Annotated in this window: 19 protein-coding genes; 8 read left to right on the top strand and 11 right to left on the bottom strand. The window is 72.6% G+C overall.

Annotated elements, in window-relative coordinates; all coding sequences use genetic code 11:
* Window positions 1-72: 72 nt before the first annotated feature.
* Entirely contained in the window at window positions 73-603 is a 531-nt protein-coding gene (locus ACTMTI_RS35010; RefSeq protein WP_441124955.1) for a CGNR zinc finger domain-containing protein, read from the top strand.
* Here ACTMTI_RS35010 and ACTMTI_RS35005 read toward each other — a convergent pair.
* Window positions 509-1,723, bottom strand: coding sequence for an MFS transporter (locus ACTMTI_RS35005; protein WP_441124954.1), 1,215 nt, complete (start codon window positions 1,721-1,723; stop codon window positions 509-511). The two genes, ACTMTI_RS35010 and ACTMTI_RS35005, sit on opposite strands and share 95 nt — an antisense overlap.
* Window positions 1,724-1,886: 163 nt before the next feature.
* Window positions 1,887-2,651: a VOC family protein gene (locus ACTMTI_RS35000; protein WP_441124953.1), complete on the bottom strand. Its 765-nt coding sequence runs from the start codon at window positions 2,649-2,651 to the stop codon at window positions 1,887-1,889.
* Between the two features lie 170 nt (window positions 2,652-2,821).
* Between ACTMTI_RS35000 and ACTMTI_RS34995 the strand changes: the two genes are divergently transcribed.
* Complete coding sequence (locus tag ACTMTI_RS34995; protein ID WP_441124952.1) at window positions 2,822-3,451, top strand: alpha-ketoglutarate-dependent dioxygenase AlkB; 630 nt, start codon at window positions 2,822-2,824, stop codon at window positions 3,449-3,451.
* Between the two features lie 12 nt (window positions 3,452-3,463).
* Here ACTMTI_RS34995 and ACTMTI_RS34990 read toward each other — a convergent pair whose 3' ends face one another.
* Window positions 3,464-9,373 (bottom strand): tetratricopeptide repeat protein, encoded by a 5,910-nt coding sequence (locus ACTMTI_RS34990; RefSeq protein ID WP_441124951.1) that lies wholly within the window; start codon window positions 9,371-9,373, stop codon window positions 3,464-3,466.
* Between the two features lie 161 nt (window positions 9,374-9,534).
* On the opposite strand from ACTMTI_RS34990, the gene ACTMTI_RS34985 reads away from it, so the two are divergent.
* Window positions 9,535-9,939: a nitroreductase family deazaflavin-dependent oxidoreductase gene (locus ACTMTI_RS34985; RefSeq protein WP_441124950.1), complete on the top strand. Its 405-nt coding sequence runs from the start codon at window positions 9,535-9,537 to the stop codon at window positions 9,937-9,939.
* 144 nt (window positions 9,940-10,083) lie between these two features.
* Here ACTMTI_RS34985 and glgA read toward each other — a convergent pair whose 3' ends face one another.
* Entirely contained in the window at window positions 10,084-11,262 is a 1,179-nt protein-coding gene (gene glgA / locus ACTMTI_RS34980; RefSeq protein WP_441124949.1) for a glycogen synthase, read from the bottom strand.
* A gap of 197 nt (window positions 11,263-11,459) precedes the next feature.
* Here glgA and glgC point away from each other — a divergent pair, with 197 nt between their 5' ends.
* Window positions 11,460-12,695, top strand: a complete 1,236-nt coding sequence (gene glgC, locus ACTMTI_RS34975; protein ID WP_441124948.1) for a glucose-1-phosphate adenylyltransferase — start codon at window positions 11,460-11,462, stop codon at window positions 12,693-12,695.
* A gap of 136 nt (window positions 12,696-12,831) precedes the next feature.
* Here the strand turns inward: glgC and ACTMTI_RS34970 are convergent, their stop codons facing one another.
* The gene (locus tag ACTMTI_RS34970; protein ID WP_441124947.1) at window positions 12,832-13,485 is read right to left on the bottom strand and encodes a hypothetical protein; all 654 of its coding nucleotides are present in this window, start codon (window positions 13,483-13,485) and stop codon (window positions 12,832-12,834) included.
* A 196-nt stretch (window positions 13,486-13,681) separates the two neighbouring features.
* On the opposite strand from ACTMTI_RS34970, the gene ACTMTI_RS34965 reads away from it, so the two are divergent.
* From ACTMTI_RS34965 to ACTMTI_RS34955, 3 genes are all read left to right on the top strand, one after another.
* On the top strand, window positions 13,682-14,185 hold the full coding sequence (locus tag ACTMTI_RS34965) for a nuclear transport factor 2 family protein (protein ID WP_441124946.1): 504 nt from the start codon (window positions 13,682-13,684) through the stop codon (window positions 14,183-14,185).
* Window positions 14,186-14,277: 92 nt separating this feature from the next.
* Window positions 14,278-15,756 carry an Nramp family divalent metal transporter gene (locus tag ACTMTI_RS34960; protein ID WP_441124945.1) on the top strand — a complete coding sequence of 493 codons (1,479 nt, stop codon included), beginning with the start codon at window positions 14,278-14,280 and terminating at the stop codon, window positions 15,754-15,756.
* 187 nt (window positions 15,757-15,943) lie between these two features.
* Window positions 15,944-17,077 (top strand): MFS transporter, encoded by a 1,134-nt coding sequence (locus tag ACTMTI_RS34955; protein ID WP_441124944.1) that lies wholly within the window; start codon window positions 15,944-15,946, stop codon window positions 17,075-17,077.
* A gap of 41 nt (window positions 17,078-17,118) precedes the next feature.
* Here ACTMTI_RS34955 and ACTMTI_RS34950 read toward each other — a convergent pair whose 3' ends face one another.
* The 4 genes from ACTMTI_RS34950 to ACTMTI_RS34935 form a co-directional block, all read right to left on the bottom strand.
* On the bottom strand, window positions 17,119-20,025 hold the full coding sequence (locus tag ACTMTI_RS34950; RefSeq protein WP_441124943.1) for a SpoIIE family protein phosphatase: 2,907 nt from the start codon (window positions 20,023-20,025) through the stop codon (window positions 17,119-17,121).
* Window positions 20,026-20,215: 190 nt separating this feature from the next.
* A complete protein-coding gene (locus ACTMTI_RS34945) occupies window positions 20,216-20,881 on the bottom strand; it encodes a hypothetical protein (RefSeq protein ID WP_441124942.1) in 666 nt (221 codons plus the stop codon).
* Between the two features lie 89 nt (window positions 20,882-20,970).
* Entirely contained in the window at window positions 20,971-21,921 is a 951-nt protein-coding gene (locus tag ACTMTI_RS34940; protein WP_441124941.1) for a sporulation protein, read from the bottom strand.
* A 127-nt stretch (window positions 21,922-22,048) separates the two neighbouring features.
* Complete coding sequence (locus ACTMTI_RS34935; protein WP_441124940.1) at window positions 22,049-22,327, bottom strand: FCD domain-containing protein; 279 nt, start codon at window positions 22,325-22,327, stop codon at window positions 22,049-22,051.
* Window positions 22,328-22,335: 8 nt separating this feature from the next.
* Here ACTMTI_RS34935 and ACTMTI_RS34930 point away from each other — a divergent pair, with 8 nt between their 5' ends.
* On the top strand, window positions 22,336-23,040 hold the full coding sequence (locus ACTMTI_RS34930) for an enolase C-terminal domain-like protein (RefSeq protein ID WP_441124938.1): 705 nt from the start codon (window positions 22,336-22,338) through the stop codon (window positions 23,038-23,040).
* A gap of 203 nt (window positions 23,041-23,243) precedes the next feature.
* On the opposite strand, the gene ACTMTI_RS34925 is transcribed toward ACTMTI_RS34930, so the two are convergent.
* Both ACTMTI_RS34925 and ACTMTI_RS34920 read right to left on the bottom strand, forming a co-directional pair.
* Window positions 23,244-23,513: a GlsB/YeaQ/YmgE family stress response membrane protein gene (locus tag ACTMTI_RS34925; protein ID WP_441124937.1), complete on the bottom strand. Its 270-nt coding sequence runs from the start codon at window positions 23,511-23,513 to the stop codon at window positions 23,244-23,246.
* 92 nt (window positions 23,514-23,605) lie between these two features.
* Window positions 23,606-25,123 (bottom strand): IclR family transcriptional regulator domain-containing protein, encoded by a 1,518-nt coding sequence (locus tag ACTMTI_RS34920; protein ID WP_441124936.1) that lies wholly within the window; start codon window positions 25,121-25,123, stop codon window positions 23,606-23,608.
* Window positions 25,124-25,209: the final 86 nt, after the last annotated feature.

Raw genomic sequence — 25,209 nt, 5'->3', positions numbered from 1 at the left:
GGGACGTGGCCGAGCTGCTGGCGAGCCGCGGCTGATCTGTGGCCGGCAGGTTCCGCGCAATACGCTGCTCGGGTGGAGGTTCACTCGACCAAGGCGATGGCCGTGCGGGCCGTCGACCTGTGCGTGGCGCTGCTGCACGAGCAGCCGTCGATCGAGTCGGTGTCGCGGGTGCTGCGCGCCCACGGCGAGACCGGCGACCTCGATCTCGGCGAGGAAGACGTCATGGCGATGCGGGCGGCGGCGGCGCGGCTCAGCGAGGTGCTGGGCGCGCCGACCGCCGGCGAGGCGGCCGCCCGGCTCAACGGGCTGCTCGCCGGGGCGGCGCGGGCACCCCGGCTGACCAGTCACGGGGGCACGACGAGCTGGCACCTGCACGTCGACAGCGCCGACGACGCGCCGTGGGCGGAGTGGTTCCTCGCCTCGTCGGCGCTGGCGCTGGCCGTGCTGCTGGCCGACCATCAGCGCGTTCCCGGCGGTCTTTGCGCCTCGGCGAGCTGCGGGCGGCCGTTCATGGACTTGGGCGGCGGCAGCCCGCGACGCTACTGCAGCTCCCGCTGCGCCACCCGCGAGCGCGTGGCGGCCCACCGTTCACGGGCCGTTTGACGAGCACGGCCACGGCCGCCGCCTGCAGCGCCGCGCCCGCCAGCAGGGCCGCCCCGGCCGAGTGAGCCGCCAGCGGCCCGGCCAGCGCGGCCCCGGCGGCGAACGAGGTGATCTTGACGCTGGCGCCCGTGGTGAACACCTGGCTGCGCAGACGGGCGGGCGCCTCGCGGTGCCGTACCGAGAACAGCGCGGTCAGCTGCGGGCCCTGGCCCGCCCCTGCGACGGCGGCCGCGGTCACGGCGATCCAGAACGACCAGGACACGGCGGCCAGTGCCATCCCCGCACCCAGCACCGCCGTCCCCCACACCAGCACCGCGTCCCAGCGCGGTGCCCGGCGGGCGGCCAGCAGCGCGTTCGCGGCCAGCCCGGAGGCGGCGGCGACGGCCAGGAGCAGCGCGCCGTGCCCGCTCTCGCCGGTGAGCCGGGCGCCGAGCACGGGCGCGGAGACGATCAGCATGGCCAGCCCCGCACACGAGATCATCGAACCGGCGGTCGCCCGCCGCAACGGCCCGTTGCCGGCGATGACGGCGAACCCCGCGGCGATCTCCTGCCGGACGGTACGGTCGCCGGTCTCGTCGCGTGACGGCAGGGTCAGCGCGGCGGGCAGGGCGGCGAGGAGCAGGCCCGCGCACATCAGCACCGCCGCGTCGCCGCCGATCGTGGTCGCCACCACGCCCACGAGGGCGGGACCGGCCAGCCCGGCCACGTTGTAGCTCATGGAGTCGAGCGCGTTCGCCCTGTTCAAGCGCTCGGTCCCGGCCACCAGGGGCAGTTGCGCCGTCCACCCGCCGGTCAGCGCGGGCCCCAGCAGGCCGGCCGCGACGGCCACCGCGATCAGGGCCGCCTCCGGCGCCCGGCCGAGGCCGTACCAGACCAGCAGGAGCCCGGCAGCGTACCCGGACAGGGACCAGGCCAGCAGCCGCCCCGGCCGGCGCGCCCGGTCCAGCAGCACGCCGAGCAGCGGACCGCCGACGGCCGCGGAGACGGTCAGCCCGGCCAGCAGCCAGGACGCCACCAGAGGGGAGCCCGTGACGGCCAATCCCGTGACCAGGAGTGCGGGCCCGGACATCTCGTCTCCGGTGCGGGCGGCGACGGCGCCCACCATGTAACGGGATAACACGAACAAGACGTTACAGGAGAACGCTTGTTAGGAGCGTCGGCTCAGGGGAAGTTCGTTGCCGAAGGTGCCAGAGCCGGGAATCCATCGATGTGGCGGCCCGGCTCGGCGCGGGGAGGGGGCCCGGCCTGTACGGACTGCGTGCCGCGCAGGCCGGGCCCATCGCTCACATGGAGCTGGTGATGACCGCGAAGCGGGCGCCGTACGGGTCGGACAGGAACGCCATGCGCCCGACCCCCTCCACGGTCATCGAAGGCGCCTGCATCGTGCCGCCGAGCTGCTGCGCCATGGACGCCGTGGCGTCGCAGTCAGAAACTTCGAAGTAGGGCAGCCAGTGCGGGCTGTCGCCGTGCTGGAGCTCGGCGATGCCGGCCATCGCCGAGGTCTCGTCGCCGCCCGCGGGTGAGATCACCGAGTAGGACGTGTCGCCCATCGGCATGTCCTCGACGCTCCAACCGAAGACCGCGGTGTAGAAGCCGCGGGCGGCGGCGGGGTCGGGGGCGTAGAGCTCGACCCAGCCGAGCGAGCCCGGCTCGGTGACCAGGCCGAGCCCCCTGGTCTCGCCCGGCTGCCACACAGCGAAGGCGGCCCCCGCCGGATCGGCGAACACCGCCATCCGCCCCTGCCCCTCGATGTCGCGGGGCGCGGCCAGGATCGTGCCGCCCGCCTGCTCGATCGTCTTGGCGATGGCGTCGGCGTCGGGCGTGTGGAAGTACGTCAGCCAGGCCGCCGGGCGGTCCTCGGCGGCCTGGCCGATCCCGGCGACCGTCTTGCCGCCGACCTGGCAGAAGCGGTAGTCCATGTGTTCGGGGCCGAGCGAGAAGGACTGCCAGCCGAACAGCCCGGTGTAGAAGGTGTTGGACCTTTCGGCATCCGGGCTGCTGACGTCGATCCAGGAGGGCGCGCCTGGCAGGTAGTCGGTGGTGAGCATGGCCTTGCTCCTTCGCGTGACGAATCGGGGGGTGGCCTCTTCACCTCACGGTGCGGTCCGAGGGCGACGCCATTCGTATCCGGCCCTTGCCAGCCTGGCACGGCCCAGCGGCAAAAGCGACCATCGCCGCAGTCGAATAGGCGTTTGAAAGCCGGCGTACACTCGGGACTATGAGAGCCTCGTTCCAAGCGTCTTTGCTGGGCCTCGACGAGGAGCTCGGCATCGGCCCGCTCGACGCCTCCGTCCGCAGGACGCACCTGGGCCGCGGTGCCTGGATCGACTTCAGGCCGGGCTGGCTGACGGGCGCGGACACGCTGTTCGAGCGGCTGGCCGAGGTGGTGCCGTGGCATGCCGAGCGGCGGCGGATGTACGACAAGGTCGTCGAGGTGCCCCGGCTGCTGAAGTTCTACGACGAGGACGAGCCTCTGCCCGACCCGGTGCTCGAAGACGCCAGGCGGGCGCTGAACGCTCATTACGCCGAAGAACTGGGTGAGCCGTTCCGCACGGCCGGGCTCTGCTTCTACCGCGACGGGCGCGACAGCGTGGCCTGGCACGGCGACACGATCGGCCGCGGGAGCACCGAGGACACGATGGTCGCGATCGTCTCGGTCGGCTGTCCGCGCCCGCTGCTGCTGCGCCCGCGCGGCGGCGGCCCTTCCATCCGGCACGACCTCGGCCACGGCGACCTGATCGTGATGGGCGGCAGCTGCCAGCGCACGTGGGAGCACGCCATCCCCAAGACCGCCCGCCCGGCCGGGCCACGGATCAGCATCCAGTTCCGCCCGCGCGGCGTCCGCTGAGGCGCGACCGGTTCAGTCGGCGAGGCCGACCAGGACGTACGCGGCCCACAGGTCGGGCTCGGTGGTCCCGTACAGTTCGCGCAGCTCCAGCACGGCTCCGCGCAGCGCCTGCGCCGTGTTCGCGCCGGCGCGCAGCCTGGCCTGGAAGTCGCGCATGAGCGCCTGGGTGATCTCCGGAGCGACCGGCCAGAGCGGGAGCAGCACGGATCTGGCTTCGGCGGGCAGGAGTGCCAGCCTGATGCCCCACACGAACGGTTCCCCGGCCGCGTCCGCCGGCTCAGTACGCGCGTCCGCTCGCGGGCTGAGCGCGAGCACCGGCGACCGGCCGTCTTCGGCCGGAGGGCGTCGCGACAGCCGGGCCAGGACGGCGGCGGACGGGGCGTAGGTCACGGGGCAGCGTTCGAGCAGCAGGCGGCCGCCGGGGTCGAGGGCGTGCAGGGGGACGCGGCGCAGCTCGCGATGAGGGAAGAGGTGCAGGAGGTCCACGTCGTCGCCGAGCGCGTCGAGCGCGTCGCTCAGCAGCAGGTCGGCCAGGTGGCGCCACACGCCGAGACGGTGGCGGCGGCCTGCGACGTCGAGGAGGTCCGGCCGTTCGCCGTCGATGGTCCTGGTGAAGTCGGCCAGCAGGTCGCGGCCGGCGGTGGTGGGGAAGGCGCGGGGCTCGGCCCAGCCGGTGCGGTGGGCGAGCACGGTGACGGTGTCCTCGCCGACATGGAAGCCGAGCAGCCCGGTCACCTGGCCGCCGACGACACTGCGCGCGGCGTTCTCGCTCAGCGGGCCCGTCTCCTGGTGAGCGCCGGATCCGCCGGTCGGCCGGGCTGGGGCCGCCAGGGCGTCCAGATCGGGCTTGCCAGGTGAGGTGCCCCGGCGCATGGCCACATAGTCCGGTGCGGTGGGCTCCATGCGGCGCCACAACGCCTCCACACCGGTCTGGGCCGCGTGGGCGCGGCGGATGAGCGTGGCGGCCTGGGCGGGGTCGCGCGTTCTGCGGGCCGCCGACGCCAGCGCCCGCACGTCGTCGAGCCCGCGTTGCTCGGCTTCCAGCAGTTCGGCCTGCACACCGGGCGGCGCGGGCCGGCCGTCGTGACCGAGCTGGGCGATCAGTGTGCGGGCGTTGGCCTGTTCGACGTGCGTCCAGGCCGCCGTCCCGCGCCCGAGGCGTACGGCGAGCCTGATGGCCCGGTCGAGGGCGGGCGCGTGGCCGAGTTCCCAGGCGCGTCCGGCATCGGCGAGTGCGCCGGAGAGGTCGCCGAGGTGCTCCGTGGCGGCGGCCCGGTGGTGATGGGCGATCCGCAGCTCGGGCTCGTGGCCCAGCTCCTCCAGCAGGCCGATGGCCGTGGACAGCCGCCGGTGGGCGCGGGCGTGGTCGCCGGTGGCGAGGTCGAGCGCGCCGAGGCCGCCCAGCGCGATCGCCTCCCCGGCCTCGAACCCGATCCGGCCGGCCACGGCAACCGCCTCCTCCAGGAACACCGCCGCCCGCCCTGTCTCCTCACGGCGGCCCGCCGTCTCCCTGAGATGCGCCCATGCACCCTCGTCCCGGCCCGCCGCCGTCCGCCCGGCCTCCTCCCGATACGCCGCCGCCAGGGCGGGCTCCTCCAGGCGCGCGAGCATGATCAGGGCGAGCACGATTCCGCGTTCGTCGCCGTTCGCCCGCTCGATGTCCAGCGCTCGTTCGAGCAGCGGCCTGGCCCGGTCCCGCTCGCCGCGCAGCAGGTGAACCAGCCCCAGGTCGGCATGATCGCTCCCGAGCTCATCGCGACCGCCCAGCTCCTCGTTGATCGCCAGGGCCTCCCGGAAGGCGGCGGCCGCCTCGTCCAGCTCGCCCAGCTTGAGGTGGAGACCGGCGCGGCCGGAGAGTAGCGGGGCCCGCAGCGCCCGCCAGATGGGCGAGGCGGTCAGGGCGAGGCCCTCGTCGTAGGCGCGCGCCGCCTCCCTCCAGCGGGCCTGGCCCGCCAGGGCCCGGCCGAGCTCGCTGAGCGCGTGGACGAGCTGGACGGGGAGCACGGAACCCGTGTCTCGGGACGACTCCACCGCCTTGGTGAAGTGCCCGATCGCCTCCTCGGCCCGGCCGAGTTCGCCGGCCGCGGCTCCCAGGTTGAGCAGGTGTTCGGCGATCCGGTCGTCGCGCAGTTCGCAGCCGCGGGCGGCGTAGCCGTAGGCGGCGGCGGGCTCACCGAGGCGGCGGCAGCAGGCGGAGAGCTTGGCGAGAAGAAGGGACTGCCTGCCGGCCGCGTCCGCAGGGGCCGTGGCGGGGCCGCGTCCGTTCATGGCGTGCGTGTCGGCGCTGGCGAGAGCCTGCCCTTCGTCGGCGGGGGCCTGGTCAAGCTGGGCGAGGGCCTGCTCGGCGAGGGCGCGCGCGAGGCGTGGATCGGCTGCGGCCTCCGCCTCTTCTATGCGTAGCCGGGTCTCGAGGTCCTCCACCGCATCCGCCCGCTCCTCGCCGCCGCTCCGCAGCGCCGTGACCGCCTCGGCCAGCGTGGCGCGGGCACGGGCGACGTCACCGAGGGTGAGCTGGACGGCGGCCACCCGGGCCAGCAGCGCGGCGTCCATCCCGCCCGCCGTCGCCGCCGTCGCCGCGATCACCTCGAACGGCGCCTCGCCCGGCCGGAGGCCGGTTTCGAGGCCCGCCAGGCCCTCCTCCAGCGCCGCTCTGGCCCGCCGGAATTCACCCCGTTCCTCCAGCGCGAAGCCGAGCTTGATCGAGGTGATGGCGGCCAGCCGGGCTTGCCCGCCCTCACGGAAGTGCGCCGCCGCCAGCTCCAGCGCCTCCACCTGGGTTCGCAGATCACCCGTACGGGCGGCGAGCCCGGCCAGCCGGTCCCGTACGACGCCTTCCTTGAGCGGGTCGGCGGCGGCCAGCCCGAGCGCCGTGTACAGCCGTTCCCCGGCCTCCTCGAACTCCCCCAGCCGTGCGGCGAGCACGGCCCGGTGCAGCGTCGCGGTGAAGAGCGCGTCCAGGTCGCCCTCGACGGCGGCCAGCTCCAGCGCTCTTTCCAGCTCGGCCAGGGCGTCGTCCAGCCGGTCCAGAGCGGCCAGGCAGGAGGCGCGCATGGTCAGGGCGGTCGCCTCCTTCGCGGTCGCCCGCAACCTGGCGAACGTCTCCCCCGCCGCCTGGAACTCCTCCAGCGCCCGTTCGAGGTCGTCCTCGGTGTACGCGAGAACGCCCAGGTGGTAGCGGACGGAGCCGGAGCCGTCGTGGTGGCCGATGGACTCGTACTCGCGTTCGGCCAGCTCGAAGGCGGCCCTGGCACCTGCGGGGTCGCCGCCGGCGTGGCGGCGCCGGGCGATGCGGTGCCACTCGTCGGCGGGCTCGCGCCGCTGCCCCCTGCGCCGCACGATCTCGACCAGCCGGGCCTCGCAGGCGGCGGCCTGCAGGCGGTGGCCGTGCCCGGCCAGCAGGACGGCATGCGCGTCGAGCGCCCGGCAGGCGTCCTCCCACGCCCCGGCGGCCTCCAGTTCCATGGCGCAGGCGGCGATGCGCTCCACGGCGGCGGTGAGATCGCCCTGGTCGACGGCGGCCCTGGCCGCGGGGATCAATACGTTGGCGGCCGCCGCCGTATCGCCGAGCGACAGGTACAGCTCGCGGGCCCGGGACGCGCACGCCAGCGCGGCGCCGGGGTCGCCGGCGGTCAGATAGGCATCCACCGCCCGCACCTGATGGGCGGCTTCCTCCGCGGCCAGCCCGGCATCCGCGCACAGAGAGACCGCCCGCAGGTGGTGATCGACGGCGCGGGCCGGGTCGCCGGCCCGGAGGTGGACGGCGCCCATGCTGCTGGTTTGCAGCGCCTCCGACCGGACGTCGCCGAGCGAGCGGTAGGCGTCCGCCGACCGTTCGTACGCCTCCAGCGCCCGATCCAGCTCGCCGAGCTCCTCGTGGTTGGCTGCCTGCCTGGACAGCGCGTCGGCGACCTGAGAGCGCCGGCCCGCCTCGGCGAAGGCGGCCGACGCCCTGCTCAGCACGGTGTTGGCGGTGGCCAGGCGCCCCGGCTCGGCCAGCCGCAGCGCCACGTCGAGCAGGAAGGCGCCCCGCTCGCCTGCCGCCTCGAACTGCCGCTCGGCGTAGCGGAGCAGCTTGAGCGCCGCGTTCTCGTCCGGCACCGACAGGGCAAGGTCGGTCGCGGCCTGCGCGAGCTGCTCGTCCACCGGCAGCGGCCCGGGGCCGTCGAGCACGGCGCTGAGCCGGGTCAGCAGGCCGGCGTCGCCGTCTCTGGCCAGCGTCAGCGCCTCCCCCAGGTCCCGGGCGTCGCGCCGGGCGGAGAAGCGGGCGAGCAAGGCCTCGGACAGCAGCCGCTGGGCGGGCGCCTGGTCGCGCGAGCTCTTCGCGGCCAGCTCCAGACCTTGGCGAGCGGCCAGCACGGCCTCTTCCAGGTCATCGGTTTCCAGCCCGGCCGCGGACCGCAGGTCACCGCCGGGCTCGGCGGCATCGCCTGGCTGCGTGCCGCCCGCCGGCGTGGCGTGGGGCTGTGCGACGCCCGATTGCGTGGCGCGCCGCAGCAGGATCTTCGCGAGCAGCCCGTACGCCTCCGCGCAGAGCGCCTGCCCTTCACCCCCCGCCACCGCTTCGCGCAGCGCGGCCACCGCCTCCTCGGCGTGCTCCCGGGTGAGGTCCCGTTCGAGTGCCTGGGCGAGGAGCAGCAGAGCCCTGGGACGGTCCGGGTCGTCGGCGGGGTGGGCGGACAGGGCCGTACGGGCGGCGGCAATCGGCTCCGCGGGGTCGCCTCCGCCGACGATGCAGCGCCTGAGCAGGGCGTTCGCCAGATTCCACAGCAACAGGCCGCGTTCGAAGTGCCCGGGCGGGGCCAGGCCGGCGGCCTCGCGCATGGCCTCCACGGCCGTGTCCAGGTCGGCCGGGTCGCCGGTCGCGCCGTAACGCCGCCAGCGGCGCTCGCTGAGCAGGCGGAGCCGGACGAGCGGGTCCGTGCCGAGCCGCTGCGCCGTCTCGCCGGGCGTCGCGAGGGCGTCCAGCATCTCCTGCCCGGCCTCCAGCGAGCGCTCGTCCCCCGTGACCACGTACCACTCCACCAGCCCCGCGGCGTACGGCGCCAGCACGCCCGGATGGGCCCACTGCTCGTGCCAGAAGTCCAGCGCGCACTGCCCCACCCTGATGAACGCCAGCAGGTCGTCGTCCAGGCACGACCGGGCCGCCCGCGCCTGGGTGAGGTCGACGAGCGTGAGCAGCGCCTGCGACCTGTCCTGGCCGCCCGGCGCCGACTCGGCCGCCGCCAGGTAGCCCCTGACCAGGTCCGCGTCGTCGGGCGCCGCGAGCGCGAGCGCCGCCGCCAGCTCCCCGCGCACGGCCGCCTCCCCTGGCGCGCCCAGGGCCGCCCTGAACAGCACATGTACGGCGTCGTCGATGAGCTCCCGCTGCCCGGTCGCCGAGTACAGCCGCACCAGCCCGCCGCCGAGCAGCGCGAGCGCCCCGGGCGCCCAGGACGGGTCCGCCGACCGCATGGCCTGCTGTAACAGCAGCCGCTCCAGCCGGTCGGCCGACTCCACGGTGGGGTGGGCCACGGCGCGCCGGACCAGCGCGTGGATGAGCAGCCCGACGTGCCGGTACGTGGCCGGGTCCACGTGACCGAACACCTCTTCGACCAGCCCGGCCCACGTGCCGGCCGACTCGCCCGGCGGCACCTTGGAGCCGCGCAGTTTCTCCGGCAGCCGCCCGGGGTCGACCACCGCCACGGCGGCGAAGAAGGCGCCCGCCACGGCGGCATCCGTCGTGATCCGCTGGTCGAGCCGGTAGCGGGCCAGGTGCAGGATGCCGATCAGCCGCCAGGTGGCGGCGTCGGACCGGTCCCCGGCGCATGCCCGCATCGCCTGCTCGGCCTCGGCCAGCGCCGCGGGATCCCAGATCAGTTCGGGATCCGCGGACTGCTCGAACCGCTCGATGCGGGCGGCCAGTGTCTCGGCCGGATCGGTCATGCGCCCAGGCTCTCATCGGCGCGCGGCTCCGTACAGAACCGCCCCTCATTCCCGCTCTGTCCCTGGAAGTGGTGAGTACCGCGGCTCCAGCGGTTCGACTTTCTCGTACGAACCGTGGGAAGTAGCGGTGAGATCACGCGCGGTGCGGGTAACTCGGAAGCATGCTCTTCGGTAAGGAACATGTCCGGAAATATCAGGAGACCGACGGAGCGGAAGGACACGAGTGGAACAACACCACCGTCCTCCTGCTGACCACTACAGGCCGCAACTCGGGGAACCCGTACACGACGCCGCTGATCTACCAGCAGAACGGGGACGACTACGTCGTCGTGGCCTCCAAGGGCGGGGACCCCGACCATCCCGACTGGTACAAGAACCTGCTGGCCAACCCCGACGTCCAGGTGCAGGTGCTGGCCGACAAGTTCGAGGCCCGCGCCAGGACGGCGGACGAGGCGGAGAAGCCCGGCTTGTGGGGGCTGATGACCCGGACGTGGCCTGACTACGACGAATACCAGAAGAAGACCGACCGGCAGATCCCGGTCGTCGTCCTCGAACGGGCCCGATGACGCGAGGCCCCGCCGCAGGCACGGCGGGGGCCTTCGGGACTCACTTGACGCCCTGATGACGGTCTCCGTGAAGCCGTTGCCGCCGGTGCCGGCGGCCCGGCCGCCGCCGGCCGGCCGGTGCACCAGCGTGTCCGGTCGTCCAGGTCAGGGGCAGGCGCGCAGCTCGGCGTAGAGGTCCAGCGTGCGGTGGGCGATGCGCTCCCAGGAGAAGTGCTCGACCGCCCTGACCCGGCCCGCCTCCCCCATCGCCCGTGCCCGCGCCGGGTCCCGCAGCAGCGCGTTGACGCGCTCGGCCAGGTCCGCGGCGAAGCGGTCCGGATCGTGCGGGGTGCCGTCGGCGCCCTGGGAGATCGGCACGAGCAGCCCCGTCTCCCCGTCGGCCACCACCTCGGGGATGCCTCCCGTGGCCGTCGCGACCACGGCCGTCTCGCAGGCCATCGCCTCCAGGTTCACGATGCCCATCGGCTCGTAGACCGAGGGGCACACGAAGACCGTGGCGTGCGTCAGCAGCTGGATGACCTCGGGCTTGGGCAGCATCTCCTGGATCCAGAACACGCCGTCGCGGTCCAGGCCGCGCACCAGCTCCGTCACCTCGGCCGCGATCTCCGGCGTGTCGGGCGCGCCCGCGCACAGCACGAGCTGGGCGTCCCGGTCGAAGGACCGCGCCGCGTGCAGGAGGTGGACCAGGCCCTTCTGGCGGGTGATGCGGCCCACGAAGACGACGTACGGCCTGCGCGGGTCGACGCCGTGCTTCTTCAGCACGTCCAGGCCGGGGTCGGGGGCGTATTGCGCGGTGTCGATGCCGTTGTGGATCACACTGACCTTGTCCGGCGAGATCTCCGGGTAGGCGGCCAGGACGTCGCGCCGCATGCCCTCCGACACCGCGATCACCGCGTCCGCGGCCGCCAGGGCGGTCCGCTCGGCCCACGAGGAGATCGTGTAGCCGCCGCCGAGCTGCTCGGCCTTCCACGGGCGCAGCGGTTCGAGGCTGTGCGTGGTGATCACATGCGGGATTCCGTGCAGCATTTTCGCGACATGCCCGGCGAAGTTGGCGTACCAGGTGTGCGAGTGCACGACGTCCGCGCCCTCGCAGGCCGCGGCCATCTCCAGGTCGACGCCGAGCACCTGCAGGGCGGCGTTGGCGTTGTCCAGGCCGCCGGGCACCCGGTAGGCGGCGACGCCGGGCTCGTCGCGGTCGGCCCCGAAGCAGCGCACCCGCACGTCGGCCAGCCGGCGCAGCTCCCTGGCCAGGTATTCCATGTGCACCCCGGCCCCGCCGTACACCTCGGGCGGATACTCCCGGCTGAGCAGATCAACACGCATGAGACGACCCTATGATGGGCCGCGTCCAGGGGGCTACCGCAAGTAGCGGAGTGTTGCGCTTATGATCCGCCCGAGCGTGGAGAGCCCGCGCTCCGGCGCCCTGACAGGGGGCATTGCGCGGCAAATCTGGACCCGAAGGAAGTTCCCCCTGCCGGGGTTTGTCGATAGAACGGCCATTTGAGGGTAGCGTCTCGGGCATGAGGTCCCGGAGGGTGCTTGCGGTCGTGCTGGCAGGTGGAGAGGGTAAGAGGCTCATGCCGCTGACGGCGGATCGAGCGAAACCGGCGGTGCCGTTCGGGGGGATATATCGGCTAGTCGATTTCGTCCTGTCCAACCTGGCGAACGGCGGCTTCCTGAAGATCGTCGTACTGACTCAATACAAGAACCACAGCCTCGACCGGCACGTGTCGCGCACCTGGCGGCTGTCGGCGATGCTGGGCAACTACGTCACGCCCGTGCCCGCGCAGCAGCGGCTGGGGCCGCGCTGGTTCTCCGGCTCGGCGGACGCGCTGTTCCAGAACCTGAACCTGATCTACGACGAGATGCCCGAGCACGTGATCGTGTTCGGGGCGGACCACATCTACCGCATGGATCCGCGGCAGATGGTCGAGCAGCACGAGGACTCCGGCGCCGACGTGACGGTGGCGGCCATCAGGCAGCCGCTGTCGCTGGCCGACCAGTTCGGGGTGATCGAGACCGATCCCGAAGGACGCAGGATCGTGGCGTTCCGGGAGAAGCCCAAGGACGCGGTGGGGCTGGCGGACTCGCCCGACGAGGTGTACGCCTCGATGGGCAACTACGTCTTCAAGACGCAGTCGATGATCGACGCGCTGCGCGAGGACGCGCTCGACCCGACCAGCAAGCACGACCTGGGCGGCAACATCATCCCGATGCTGGTGAAGTCGGGTGGGGCGGATGTGTACGACTTCGCCAACAACGTCGTTCCCGGGTCGAACGAGCGGGACCGGGGCTACTGGCGCGACGTGGGGACGCTGGACGCGTACTACGAGGCCCACATGGACCTCATCTCAGCGCATCCGGTGTTCAACCTCTACAACGACAAGTGGCCCATCTTCACCGGGCACGATCCGCTGCCGCCGGCCAAGTTCGTGCACAACGACGGCGACCGGGTGGGGCGGGCGATCGACTCGCTGGTGTCGCCCGGCGTGATCGTCTCCGGCGGCACGGCGATCAGATCGGTCCTGTCCCCCAAGGTCGTGCTCCACTCGCACGCGCTGGTGGAGGACTCGGTGCTGATGGAGAACGTCAAGGTCGGGCGCGGCGCGATCGTGCGCAAGGCGATCATCGACAAGAACGTGGTGATCCCGGACGGGGCCCGGATCGGGTTCGATCTCGAGTACGACCGCACCCGGTTCGCGCTGACCCGGGGCGGGGTCGTGGTCATCGGCAAGAACGAGATCGTCGACCGCTGAAGCCCGCCGGCGGGGACGCCGGTGTGCCCGGCGCGGCAGCACCAGCCGGCGCCTGCGCGGCCACGGTCGCGCAGGCCGCGGGATGACCGGGAAAGGGCAGGTCCCGGGCACGATCGTGCCCGGGACCGAACCGGGTTCAGCCGCTTTGGACCGGGTTGAGCCAGGTGCCGCGCAATCCGTAGCCGCCCATCCCCCAGCCGATGCGGTAGTCGATGGGCTGGGGCCCGCGGTAGGAGCTGACGGAGTCCTGGCCGACAAAGTCGGCAGGTGCTTGGCTCTCTTGGGCGGTCAGGCTGTCAGCGGCTTGGCCGTCCTGGCGGGTCAGGCCGTCAGCAGCCAGCCCGTTAGAGGCCGGGCCGTTAGAGGCCAGCCCGTTAGAGGCCAGCCCGTCAGAGGCCAGCCCGTCAGAGGCCAGCCCGTCAGAGGCCAGCCCGTCAGAGGCCAGCCCGTCAGAGGCCAGCCCGTCAGAGGCCAGCCCGTCAGAGGCCAGCCCGTCAGAGGCCAGCCCGTCAGAGGCCTGACTGTCAGAGGCCTGACTGTCAGTGGTCTGGCTGTCAGTGGTCTGGCTGTCAGTGGTCTGGCTGTCAAAGTTGACGCAGGCGTTGGTGTTACTGCGGCTGGCTTGTACGCCCGAGGCGTCGCTGCGGAACGAGTACGTGGTGTCGGCGAGGCTGAGGTGGCAGCCGGCCGCCTGCGTGGCCGCCGAGTCGGTGTCGCCCGAGTCGGCGAGGGCTGGGCCGGCGAGGCTGATAACCGCGATAGCGGCGGCCAAGGCGCCACCCGCGGCCACGAGGTTACCTTTCATGAACTCCCCCTGTAATTACGGAGTGACAATGATTAATAACCCTAAGTAGCGGCTCTCCTAATGTGGTGTAACGCCACGCCCCGAGCGTCTCATCGCTTGCCGGATCTACCGGGTGCGATAGCCACCGGTTATGGCAAAAGGTCTTGGACCCGGGGTCCGCCGGCCTCGCATCATCGTCATCATGAGCACGCCACCGATCCGATCCACGTCCGCCCGCCACCGCCTCACCCCCGCCGGGGACCGTCGCCGCTGGGCCTGGTGGGCGGTGTCGCTCGCCGCCGCGGTGCTGGCGGCGAGCGCCTGCGGCCCGTCCTCGTCAGGGCCGGCCGCCACCGGATCGTCGGCCGCTTCTCCGAGCGCGGCCGCGGGTGTGGTGGCCGCGGCGCGCGCGTACGTGGAGGCCGTGAACGCTCGCGACCTGAACGCCCTCGTCGCGGCCTTCGCCCCCGACGCGGAGATCGTCGACGTCACCCGCGGCATCCGCGGGCACGACGCGATCCGCGAGTGGGCGGGCAACGAGGTGATCGGCGGGACGCTGCGGGTCGTCTCCGTCGCGGAGAACCGGCCGGACGGGCAGAAGCTGCTGGTCCACTGGGCGCCGGCGGGATCGGACGGCTGGCGGGCGCACTACGACTTCACGGTGGCCGGCGGCCGCATCGTCAAGGCCGACCTGCAGTACGCCTGACCCGAGACCGGAGACGGCCCGGCGTTCCATACGGCAATTGGGTCTGGAAGCCGCCGCCGTTCGGGATCAGATTGGCGGCAGGAGGCAGTGACATGTCGCACCCACTCGGAGTCAGCCGTCCGGATCTCGAAGTCGCCGACCTGCCCACGCCGGAGGAGGTCTTCAAGGTCTCCAAGATCGGCCCCAAGGAACTGTTCAAGTACGCCGTCGGCCCCAGCCTGATCGCGCTCGGCATCTCGATCGGCAGCGGCGAGTGGCTGCTCGGCCCGCTCAACGTGGGCCAGTACGGATTCGTCGGCGTCGGCTGGGTCATCCTGGTGTCGGCGTTGCTGCAGACCTTCTACAACGTCGAATGCTCCCGGTACGTCCTTGCCACGGGCGAGACGCCGGTGGTCGGCTGGGGGCGGGTGCCGCCGGGCTGGCCGCTGTGGGTGCCGCTGTCGGTCCTCGTCGTGATCTTCGCGTTCATCGCGGGCGGCTGGGCGGCGTCGGCCGGGCAGGGCGTCTACGCGCTGGTCCACGGCGTCCCGGCGGCCGCCTCCGACATGGAGCCGCGCTGGTGGGCGGTGGGCCTGCTGGTGCTGGTGTTCCTCATCACCGCCGCCGCCCGCCGCGTCAGCCGCACGCTGGAGCTGGTGAACTGGGTGATGGTCGGTTCCATCCTGCTCGCCCTGCTGGCGGTGGACCTGCTCGTGGTGCCGTTCAGCCAGTGGTGGGACGGCATCCGCGGCTTCGTCACCCCGGCCGCTCCGCCGCCGGGGATCACCGCGACCCAGCTCGGTGCCCTGGCCGGGTTCACCGCGCTGGCGTCCGGCCTGAACTGGTACGTGATGGGCCACTACCGCGACAAGGGCTACGGCATGGGCCACCGCGTCGGCTACATCGCCGGCCTGCGCGGCGAGCGGCGCGAGATCCTGGCCAGCGGCGTGACGTTCCCCGACGACGAGCGCAACCGCGGGCTCTGGCGCAGGTGGTACCGGCTGCTGCTGACGGACATGTGGGGGGTGTTCTTCGTCGGCGCCATCCTCGGCATGCTGCTGCCCACCATCCTCATGGCGCAGGCGGTCAAGATGTCGGGCGAGCGGCCCACGCGCGGCAACGTCCCGACGTTCGTGGCCAGCGCGCTCGGCGACGAGTACGGCCGGGTGGCCTTCTACGTGGCGCTCGTCGTGGGCGTGCTGATCCTGTTCTCCACCCAGCTGGGGATCTTCGAGGCGATGGTGCGGGTGACGACGGACGCCGCCAACGCCACCAGCCCGCGACTGCGCCGCCTGATCGAGGGCGATCCGCGCCGCTTCTACTACCCGTTCATGCTCGTGCTGCTGCTCATCATCTCGATCGTCATCTTCCAGTCGCTGCCGGTCGGCCTGGTGGAGTGGTCGGGCAACATGTCGAACCTGGGGGCGCTGATCTATCCGTTCCTGCTGATGTACCTGAACAGCCGGCTGCCGCGGCCGGCCCGCCCGCGGCCCTGGCACTACGTCATCCTGGTGCTCAACTTCCTGTTCTTCGGCTTCTTCTTCGTCAACTCCGTGGCCGACTTCGTCGGTGATCCGCTGGTGACGTTCTGAGGCGGGCCGGCGTGGGAGATCGCGCCGCCGCCTGACACTTTCGGTCTCGCGTTCGTGAAGGGCGCGCCGGCGACACCGGCGCGCCCTTTTCATGCCCCGGTCCTATAGGTTGTGATGCTTACTGATGAGGTGAGGCGAGTGAACGGAATCGATGCCTGAAGCGCGGCATCGGAGGTACGGGGCGGCCATGGTGCTGGCTCATGCCGCCGGCACGCAGGCGATCACGTTCGTGCTGCGCCCCACCATGTCCTACCGGGCGATCGAGCTCGACGTGCCCGCGGCCTGGCTCGGTGTGCTCGGCGCCAGTTTCGCCATCGCGCCGCTGCTGCTGGCGCTGCCCGCGGGCCATGCCGCCGACCGGTACGGCGAGCGCCGCATGGCCGTGACCGGCGCGCTCCTGATCACCGCGTCCGCCGTCGCCTTCCTGGCGCTCGGCCACACCATCCCGGGGCTCATCGCGGCCGGGATCCTGCTCGGCACCGGCCATCTCGGCTGCGCCATCGCCCAGCAGGCGCTGGTGGCCAACACCACCCGGCGCGGCGGCCACGACACCGCCTTCGGTCATTACACCTTCGCCGTCTCGCTCGGCCAGTCGGCCGGTCCGGTGCTGATCGCCGCGTTCGGCGGTGAGCGGGCCATCCCCGACACCGGCGGCATCTTCGCCTGGTGCTGCGGCCTGTCCGTCCTGCTCATCGCGCTGTCGGCGCTGCTGCCCCGCAGTCCCCGCGCCGCCGTCCAGGACCAGGACGGCATCGGGCACCTGCGCTCGCTGCTGCGCCGCCCGGGTCTCACGCACGCTCTGGTGACGAGCACCGTGCTCCTGACCGCGCTCGACATCATGCTCGTCTACCTGCCTGCGCTGGGCACCGAGCAGGGGCTCACCTCGGGCACGATCGGCCTGCTGCTGACCATCAGGGGCGTGGCGTCGATGGCCTCGCGCTTCTTCCTCGGCCGCCTGGCGCAGGCCGCGGGCAGGCGCCGGCTGCTGGTCGTCAGCACGGTCACGGCGGGAGCGGCCATGCTGGTCATTCCCGTGCCCATGCCGCTGTGGCTGCTGGCTTGCGTGCTGGCCGTGCTGGGATTCGCGCTGGGGGTGGGACAGCCGCTGACCATGTCGTGGCTGGCGGAAGCCGCTCCCCCGGGGCTGCGCGGGCGGGCGATGTCGCTGCGGCTGGCCGGCAACCGTACCGGCCAGTTGCTCCTGCCCGGCGCCGCGGGGCTCGTGGCGGCGGGCGCCGGGGCGGCGGGGGTGCTCGTGGTCACCGCGCTGGGGCTCGGCTGGGTCGGCGTGGCCGCCCGCCGGCTCCCGATGGACACCTGACCGGCTCAGCGCCTTGATCATCGATGGGTCCCCGCGGGGAGCTAGGCGGCGGCGTGCGAGGAAGACAGGGCGTGTTCGGTCCAGATGCATTTGCCGTCGGCGGTGAAGCGGGTTCCCCAGCGCTGGGAGAGGGCGGCGACGAGTTGGAGGCCGCGGCCGCCTTCGTCGGTCTCCGCGGCGCGGCGGATCCTGGGGGTGGTCTGGCTGCTGTCGGAGACCTCGCACACGAGGGTCCGGCTGCGCAGCAGGCGAAGGCGGAGCGGGCCCCTGGCATGGCGGATGACGTTGCCGACGAGCTCGCTGGCCACCAGCTCGGTGGTCGTCACCAGGTCTTCCAGGTCCTCCAGGTGCCAGGTGGCGAGCTGGTCCCGGACGTGCTTGCGCGCCTGCCCGGCCGCGATCGGGTCCTCGGGCAGCGGCCAGCAGGCGACGTCCTCGGCCGGCAGCCGGTTGGCGCGGGCGATGAGCAGGGCGGCGTCGTCGGCGATCGGCTGCTGTGCGGGCAGCATGGCATCGGCGACGGCGTCGCACAGGCGGTCCAGTCCGTCCTCCTGAGCGGCGCCGAATTGGCGAAGGGCACCGGCCAGGAGCCGGCTGAACTGGGCTATGCCCCTGTCCATGTCCCGCGTGGCGGACTCGACCAGGCCGTCGGTGTAGAGCACGAAGAGGCCGTGTTCGGGCACATGCAATTCGAACGTGCTGAAGGGCGGCGCGGCGACCCCGAGCGGCGGGTCGGGCACCGTCCAGGGGATCTGGACCGTGCCGTCGGGGTGGACGACGACGGGCGGCGGATGTCCGGCACTGGCGAAGGCGCACTCGCCGCTGGTGGGGTCGTACACGGCGTACAGGCAGGTGACGTAGATGTCGTCGCCGAGCTCGCCGACCAGGTCGTTGAGGTGGGCGAGAAGCTCGTCGGGCGGCAGGTCGAGGTCTGCGAGGGTGCGCACGGCCGTGCGCAGGCGTCCCATGGTGGCGGCCTGGGGCAGGCCGTGACCCATGACGTCGCCGATGACGAGGGCGACCCGTTCCGCGGACAGCGGGATGATGTCGTACCAGTCTCCGCCGAGCTCTGTTCCGCCGGCCGGGAGATAGCGGGCCGCCGCGGTGATGCCGGGAAGCGACGGCAGGTCGCGGGGAAGCAGCAGGCGCTGCAGTTGCTGGGCGCGCATGTGCTCCGCGTCGTACATGCGGGCCCTCGCGAGGGCCTGGGCGATCAGGCCGCTGAGCGCTGTGAGCAGGGTGCGCTCCTCGCTGGTGAATCGGCGAGGAGAGTCGAATGAGATCACGCAGCAGCCCAGAGGATGCCCGGGAACCAGCAGCGGGAGAACCGCCCAGGCGTTCATGCCCGAGTCGGCCGTTCCGTCGGCGGTGTCTGGATATGGCCCGTGGAAGTCGGCCCGCGCGGCGATGAAGGCCGGAACACCCGTCCGGAGCACGTCGATGAGGGCGGAACCGTCGAGGGGCGCACGCTGCTCGAGCCCGCTGAGGACGTCGGCAGCGTATCCGACGGCTCCGACGACGTGCAGACGTCCGTGTTCGACGGTGAAGATGATCAGTCCTGCGGCGGCGAAGGGCGGCATGACCCGCTCGGTGATGACCTGCACCACGTCTTCGACGGTCACCGCGTCGCCGAGGGTGCGGGTCAGTTCCTGGATCCAGGCGGCCCGCTCGACGGCGGCGTGTTCGGCGGCGACGCGCTCGGCGTCGCGGATTCGCTTCTCGGTGACGTCGGTGAGGTAGAGCGTCAGCCCGTCCGGCACCGGCACCAGCCGCACGTGGTACCACCGCTGGTCGGTCGGCCACTGCACGTCGAAGCTGGCGGGCGCGCGCTCGGCGGCGGCCCGGCGGCACCAGGCCCGCAGATCGGGCAGTTGGCCGGCCGGGAGGTCCCAGAGCAGCCGGCCGTGCAGGTCGGTTGATCCCAGGAGGCGTTCGGCGGCGAGATTGACGAAGGTGATCCGCCAGTCACGGTCCACCGCGAGGAAGGCGTCGCTCATGTACCGCAGCGCGCGGCCGGCCGACTCCCGGGCGACGCGGCTCTCGGTGGTGTCCCAGATTGTTCCGATCATGCGGACCGGATCGCCGTTCTCGTCCAGGATCAGGCGGCCGCGCGCGTGCATCCAGCCGGTGGTGCCGTCGGGGCGGCAGGCGCGGTATTCGACCTCGTAGAGGCTCCTGGTGCGGACGGCCTCCTCGGTCGCCGCCATCACCCTGGGCACGTCCTGCGGGTGGACGATGCTCACCCAGGTGTCGATGTGGTGCGGGGCGGTGCCGGGGTCGATGCCCATCAGCGTCAGCGCGGGCTCGTCCCAGTAGAACTCGCCGGTTCGGATGTCCCAGTCCCAGGATCCGATCTTGACGGCCTTCAACGCCTTCTGCAGGTGGGAGTCGGCGGGTTGTTCCTGCCACCACAGGTGCGTCATCTCGGACTCCGCGGAGGAGGTCGCGAGCCGCTTGGAAAGCCACGACGTCAGGGTCTTGAGGAATGCCCGCTGGTCGCTCGTCGGTTCAGCGGGCCCATCGGTCAGTACGGACAGCACGCCGGGCGGCCCTCCGGTGCCCTCCAGCGGGACGGCGGTCAGCACCACGGTGCAGGGCGGGGCCACGCGTTCCGGGGCGGCGGTCTCGAGCTGGATCGGCGCGGCGGCGGCGAGCGTGACGGGCAAGCACGCGAGGGCCTTGTCGCGCAGCGCGCGGGCGATGACGTCGTGGACCTCCCGCTCCGGCAGCTTCGCCGGGGGCAGTCCGGAGGCGACCACCAGGCGGGGCTCATGGCTGCCGATGGGGCCGCACCAGTGCACCATCCCGCTCAGGCCGTGGAGGTCGGCGATGGCCTGGTCCAGCGCGTACTGCAGAACCTCGATGTCGCCGAGCCCGGCGCACGCGGCCGCGAGTATACGGAGGCGTTCCGCCTCTCGGACGGCAGTAGAGGATTCTTTTGTCGCCATCCGCTCGCCTCCCGTACAACGGTACGGCGGTAGTCCGACGTCACTCGCGCCGATGGCGGCAAGCGCGAGTCATCGAGCCCCTTACACATCGTATCCAACCGTTGACCATCCCAGGGAACCGTGAGGCGGAGCAGGTGGCAGAACCTGTCAGTCGCGTGCCCCGGACCCGCCCCCGCCGGGGTGCTCGTGTTCAGAGTCCGAACGCTTCCGTCACTCGCTCGGCCAGATCATCCTCGGTCGTCGTGGCGTCGACCTCGATGACGCGCAGTTCGAGACGCTGCGTTTCCCGGCGGAGGTGTTCGGTGAACATGCGATCACGCTCGAGCAGGTTGCGCAGGGCCCTGTCCGGATCACTGGTCTTCCGGGCGATCTCCCACAACGAGCCCCGGCTGTCGAACGCGGCCCGGCGGAAGTCCGGCGTCGGCAGGAGCCAGACGGCGCGACCGGGCACGGCGAGGAGAGGCCGCACGAGGTGCGGCAGCAGCCGGAAACCCTCGACGATCACACCGGGTTCCCGTGGAAGGCGGAGCAGGTCTTCGACGATCAGGCCGAAGCCCTCTCCCCGAAACCAGTGGAAGGTCTCCAGCATGGTTTCCGGAGATCGGTTCACCCACCGCTCGTCCATGTCCATGGCCGCGAACTCGCTCAGGAACGGGCTGTTCCCGGGGGTGCTCCGGCGGGCGTGATCCGCCATCACGTCGTCGGTCGCGTAGAGACGCCGGCCGTGCCGAGCCGCCAGGCGGCGCGCGATGGTCGACTTGCCGGCCCCGCTCCCGCCGCCGATCCAGTGGACGTGCCGGAGCCGGGCACGCAGCGCCGCGGCGTCGGCAGTCTCTCCGTGTCGTTGAGATCGCATCCTTCACCCGTCCGTACGACACCGTACCGTCCGCCGGCGGCCACGGCGCGGGAGCCGGGGGCCGCCGGCGGGTCAAGCGGGGCGGCGGCTCACCAGTCGCCGCCCTCCTCCTCGTCCCCCTCGAAGATCTCCTCGACGACCTCGCCCGCCACGAGCCCGCCCACGACGCCCATGGCGCCCGCCGCGGCCACCGCGCCCAGGCCGGAGCCGCCATGGTGACCGTGGTCATAGTGGTGGTGGCCGCCGTGGTGGCCGCTGTGGTGGCCGCCGTGGCCGTGCTGGGTCAGGCCGGACAGCCAGCGGCCGATCTCGCCGGGCCAGTCGGTGCGCACCGTGTCCTCGTGGCTGATCGTGAAGCGGCCGATCGCGTCGCCCGAATAGCGCCCCGCGCGCTTGTCGGCCTCCAGGACCACCTCCAGACCGGCGGGATCGGCCACGAAGGTCACCTCGACCTCCCGCACCACCCCGGCGTACTCGCCTACCGGGTAGAACTCGATCTCCTGGTAGAACGGCAGCTCCTGGCGCACCCCGTACAGGTGCCCCGCCTCCAGGTCGGCGGACTTGAACTGGAAGCCGAGCCCCAGGAAGGACTCCAGGATCCGCAGCTGCGACGGCAGGGGCTCGACGGCGATCATGTCCAGGTCGCCCTTGTCGACGGCCTTGGCGATGGCCAGCTCGGTGCGTACACCCACCGCCATGCCGGCCAGCGGCTGCCCGCCGATCTCGCTGATCGGCGTCTCCCACGGCACCGGAATCGTGAACGTGATGACGCGGTCCTCGCCCTTGCGCAGCGTGAACGGTCCCGAGACCTGGGCGCGGGCGAACTCGCCGAGCCCGGCGGACTCGCCGTCGCCGTGCTCGATCTCCACCCGGGCCACCAGGCCGAGGGTGATGTGCTCGATGTCGGCGTCGAAGTCGCCGCCTTTGAGCCGTACCTCCCCTTCGAGCGTGCCGCCCGGCTGTGTCCGCGGGGTGGACAAGACGGTGTCCACCGTGGGCGCGCCCACGCCCAAAGCGCCCAGCATGCGTTTGAAGACCACGGTTTTGCTCTCCCTTTTGAAGATCGGTTGGGTGCCGCCGACCTCAACGACCAAGGGCGATGCCGAGTTCCGGCACGCGAACAGTGGTGGCCGTCCCGGGCGACAGGGCCGCCATCGAGATCGGGCGCTAGGCCGAGTTCCTGGCCCGTTCGACGAAGCTGCGCATGTGGTCGCGCAGGAGGCCGGCGGCCTCGTCGGCGGCGCCGGACTCGGCTGCCTGGAGGATGGCGCGGTGCTCGGCGGCCTCATGTTCCCAGGTCGGCGCCCGGCCCCAGGCCGCCGCGGAGATCAGCGCGGTCTGGTCGCGCAGGGAGTCGAGGGTGCTGACCAGCAGGGGGTTTGCCGCAGCCGGCGTAGAGGGCGCGGTGGAAGTCGCGGGTTGGCGAGGCTGCGCTCGGCGCGTCACCGACGGCGATGCTCGGCGGGCCCGTACGCGACCGGGTTCCGGTCTACTGCGGCGTCTACACCGCGCCCGACCCCCCGGTCTGCCGCGACCTGACGCAGGAGCTGAACGAGCGGTACGGGTTCACGGCGTTCAAGCTGAGCCCGTACCGCCGCGACCCGTACGCGAGCCGCTGGGGCAACGTGTGCGCCGAGGCGGCCGGCTACTTCGCGGAGATCCGCTCGATCAGCCCGCCGGAGTGGGAGTTCGCCTTCGAGGCGCACGCGCGGATCTTCGAACCGCGGCAGGCGATCCAGCTCGGCAACGCGCTGGCGCCGTACGACCCGCTGTGGTTCGAGGAGCCCATCCGGCCCGAGTACATCCCCGCCTGGGGCCACCTGCGCGCTCAGCTCGACGTGCCGCTGGCCACCGGCGAGTCGCTGTTCCTGCCGCAGGACTTCCTGGCCCTGCTGACGGCCGGGGGCGCGGACCCGTACCTGCCGGTGGACGGGTACCTGGAGCTGCGCCCGGACCGCCCGGGGTGGGGTGTGGAGATCGACGAGTCGGCGCTGGGGACCGACGACTACGTGCGGTGGGAGCGCGTGCTGCCCAGACGGTTCCACCGGATACGTGTGAGGTCCCGCAGACGAAGAACGAGCTCCGCGGGGGCGTTGTGGGGCGCGATCGTGGCGGCGGCGCACTCACCTGGCCGATGCCCGACGTCGCCCCCGTGGTGAGCACCATCTTGCCCGCGAAGCGCCCCCCCGGGGGTCGGCCCGGCCGACGACGGAGCCGGCGGGTTCCGCGTGTTGGCCAGGGCGGCCGCGGCGACCAGCGCTCCGGCGGCGGTATGGACCGCGAGGGCTACGGAAGCCCGGCCGGCCACGGGCGGCACCCCGTCGCCGGCCGCCATGGGGTGAGTCCCCGGAGAAGGCCCGCGCTATTCGCGGCGTTTGACGTACATGCCCGCCGTCAGCGAGACGCCGAGCGCGGCCAGGGCGACCTGGATGGCGAGCTCGATCCAGTCGGCTCCCCCGGTGTCGGCCACGCCGACGGCGGCGGCGATCGCGGTGCCGATCAGGGCCGCGACCACGCCGATCACGATCGTGAGCCAGATGGGGATGCGCTGGCGCCCCGGTACGACGAGCCGCCCGAGCGCGCCGATCACGATGCCGATGAGGAGGGCGGAGATGATGCCGGTGATTTCCACGGTGCGACTCCAGAAAGCCGATGATCTACCGTCACCTTGCACAACGAACGAGCCGTCCGCCCGGTTTCCAGGTGGCCTGGCAGGTGTCAGCGTCAGCGGGTGAGGCGGGCGGCCTCGGGGAGGGAGCCGTTCCAGGCCGGGCCGTGGATGTACGCCAGGTCGGCCGCCATGCGGGCGGCGGTCTCCCTGAGCGCGGGCAGGATGTCGCGTACCAGGTCGGCGGGGGTGGCGCGGCTGGCGTGGGTGGCGACGTTGACGGCGGCGACCACGCGTCCCTCGCGGTCCCTGATGGGCACCGCGATCGACCGTACGCCTTCCTCCAGCTCCTGGTCGACCAGGGCGTAGCCGTCCGCGGCCGCCTGGCGGACGGCGGCCTTGAGCTCGGCGGGCGAGGTGATGGTGTGGCGGGAGAGCGGCCTGGGGGTGATGCCGTCGAGCCGTTCGGCCGGCTGTCCTGCCAAGAGGACCCGGCCCATCGAGGTCGCGTACGCGGGGAAGCGGGTGCCGACGGTGATGTCGACGCTCATGATCCGCTCGGTCGGCACCCGGGCCAGGTAAACGATGTCGTCGCCGGACAGCACGGCGAACGAGGCCGACTCGTGGACGCGGGCCACCAGGTCCGCCAGGTGCGGCTGCACGACCTCGCGGAAGGCGCGGCCGGACAGGTGGGCGTAGCCGAGCTCCAGGACCTTGGGCAGCAGGACGAAGCGGGCGCCGTCGGCGGCCACGTAGCCGAGCCGCTCCAGGGTCTGGATCGCGCGCCGTACGGTCGCCCGCGGCTGGCCGGTGGCCCTGGCGGCGTCGGCCAGGGTGGAGCCGCCGGGCGCCGCGCCGAGCGACACCAGCACGGCCAGGCCGCGCGCCAGCGACTGCAGGTAGCCCGCGCCCAGTTCCTTCTTGGTCGCGCGCGAGGCGTCCACGGCCGCCATTTCCCGCTTCGGCCCGGGCGCGGGTCCCGCCAGCGCGGCCTCCATCTCCGCGGCGGCCTCGAGCAGCCGGGGCAGGGCGTGTTCGCGCAGGCCGGCGGCGGTGTGGCGGCTGGTGTGGCTGACCACGCTGACCGCGCAGAGCGGCGTGCCGTCCGGGCCTCGTACGGGCACCGCGACCGCCACCAGCCCCGGCTCCACGAGCTGGTCGTCCACGGCCCACGGCGCGGCCGGATCGAGCAGCGCCAGCCCCGCCGCGCACCGGCTGGCGGGCAGCAGGTCGCCGACCCGGAAGGCGACCGACATGGTGCGCCGACGGGTGAACTGGGCGATGAAGCGGACGCCGGCACCGTCCCGCACCGCCAGCGACACCGACTCGTCCAGCGCCTCCGCCAGCCGCTCCGCGGGCGGCGACAGCACGTCGCGCAGGCCGCCGCAGGCCAGGTACGCCTCGCCCAGCTCCATGAGGCGGGGCGCGGGCACCACGTCGCGGCCCTCGGCCCGGACGTAGCCGAGATGGATGAACGTCGCGAGCACGCGGTCCACCGTGGACCTGGCCAGGCCGGTCGCGCGGACCAGGTCGGTCGCGCCCATGCGCCGGCGCGGCTCTCCGGCCAGCACGCGCAGCACGGTGAGGCCGCGTTCCAAGGTCCCGGCGGTTTCCGGGGTTCCGGTGGGTTCCATCGACTCCCTCGATCCGCGGACGTCCTTTGACAGGAGGGCTGCTCATTACGGATACTCTCGGCAACACGATAGTGGACAAAAGTTCA

The sequence above is a fragment of the Nonomuraea sp. H19 genome (genome assembly GCF_052068215.1).
In the GTDB taxonomy this organism is placed as follows: domain Bacteria; phylum Actinomycetota; class Actinomycetes; order Streptosporangiales; family Streptosporangiaceae; genus Nonomuraea.
This window is presented reverse-complemented; position numbering and strand designations above follow the sequence as displayed.

Coding starts and splice junctions, on each gene's coding strand:
- ACTMTI_RS34995 (WP_441124952.1), top strand. CDS start 2,822: ATGAGAGCCTCGTTCCAAGCGTCTTTGCTGGGCCTCGACGAGGAGCTC.
- ACTMTI_RS34985 (WP_441124950.1), top strand. CDS start 9,535: ATGCTCTTCGGTAAGGAACATGTCCGGAAATATCAGGAGACCGACGGA.
- ACTMTI_RS34920 (WP_441124936.1), bottom strand. CDS start 25,123: ATGGAACCCACCGGAACCCCGGAAACCGCCGGGACCTTGGAACGCGGC.
- ACTMTI_RS35000 (WP_441124953.1), bottom strand. CDS start 2,651: ATGCTCACCACCGACTACCTGCCAGGCGCGCCCTCCTGGATCGACGTC.
- ACTMTI_RS34950 (WP_441124943.1), bottom strand. CDS start 20,025: ATGGCGACAAAAGAATCCTCTACTGCCGTCCGAGAGGCGGAACGCCTC.
- ACTMTI_RS34965 (WP_441124946.1), top strand. CDS start 13,682: ATGAGCACGCCACCGATCCGATCCACGTCCGCCCGCCACCGCCTCACC.
- ACTMTI_RS34930 (WP_441124938.1), top strand. CDS start 22,336: ATGCTCGGCGGGCCCGTACGCGACCGGGTTCCGGTCTACTGCGGCGTC.
- ACTMTI_RS34960 (WP_441124945.1), top strand. CDS start 14,278: ATGTCGCACCCACTCGGAGTCAGCCGTCCGGATCTCGAAGTCGCCGAC.
- glgA (WP_441124949.1), bottom strand. CDS start 11,262: ATGCGTGTTGATCTGCTCAGCCGGGAGTATCCGCCCGAGGTGTACGGC.
- glgC (WP_441124948.1), top strand. CDS start 11,460: ATGAGGTCCCGGAGGGTGCTTGCGGTCGTGCTGGCAGGTGGAGAGGGT.
- ACTMTI_RS34945 (WP_441124942.1), bottom strand. CDS start 20,881: ATGCGATCTCAACGACACGGAGAGACTGCCGACGCCGCGGCGCTGCGT.
- ACTMTI_RS34955 (WP_441124944.1), top strand. CDS start 15,944: ATGGTGCTGGCTCATGCCGCCGGCACGCAGGCGATCACGTTCGTGCTG.
- ACTMTI_RS34990 (WP_441124951.1), bottom strand. CDS start 9,373: ATGACCGATCCGGCCGAGACACTGGCCGCCCGCATCGAGCGGTTCGAG.